Source organism: Viridibacterium curvum, from assembly GCF_039544165.1.
Taxonomy (GTDB): domain Bacteria; phylum Pseudomonadota; class Gammaproteobacteria; order Burkholderiales; family Rhodocyclaceae; genus Viridibacterium; species Viridibacterium curvum.
The window spans coordinates 1-557 of record NZ_BAABLD010000019.1; the positions used below are offsets into that span (position 1 = coordinate 1).

Annotated in this window: 1 protein-coding gene; it reads left to right on the forward strand. The window is 64.6% G+C overall.

Annotated features, from left to right (window positions below):
- Window positions 1–557 (forward strand): hypothetical protein (locus ABEA02_RS19870; protein WP_345534893.1); only part of this gene is annotated, 557 nt, incomplete at both ends.

Here is a 557-nt window from a genome sequence, read left to right on the forward strand (position 1 = left end):
TCCGCCCTGACCAACGCCTCGTTCTCGAATGGCGTGACGATCTCGGGCGGCACGATCACCGTGCCGGCAGGGGTCACGAGCTTCACTGTCACTGTCCCCACCACGGCTGACACCATCGACGAGCCGAATGAAACCTATACGCTGACCGTGGGCGCCGCATCTGGCACCGGTACGATCAACGATGACGATGCCGCGCCGACCATCCAGAGCGTCTCCTCGCCGAGCGTCAACGAGGGTAACAACCTCGTCTATAACGTGGCGCTCACCAACGCCTCCTCGTCGAGCATCACCTTCCCCTTCACCCTCGGTGGCGGCACCGCTGCAGCAGGCGACTTCGGTTCGCCGACCTTCAGCAACGGGGTCACCCTCGCAGGTGGCGTGCTGACCATCCCGGCCGGTGTCACAAGCTTCACCGTGACCGTGCCGACTGTCAGCGACACGACGGATGAGCCGGACGAAACCGTGCCACTGACTGTCGGTGGCGTCACCGGCACTGGCACCATCCTCGACGACGACGCCGCACCGACGATTGCCTCCGTCACGAGCAATAGCGCGAC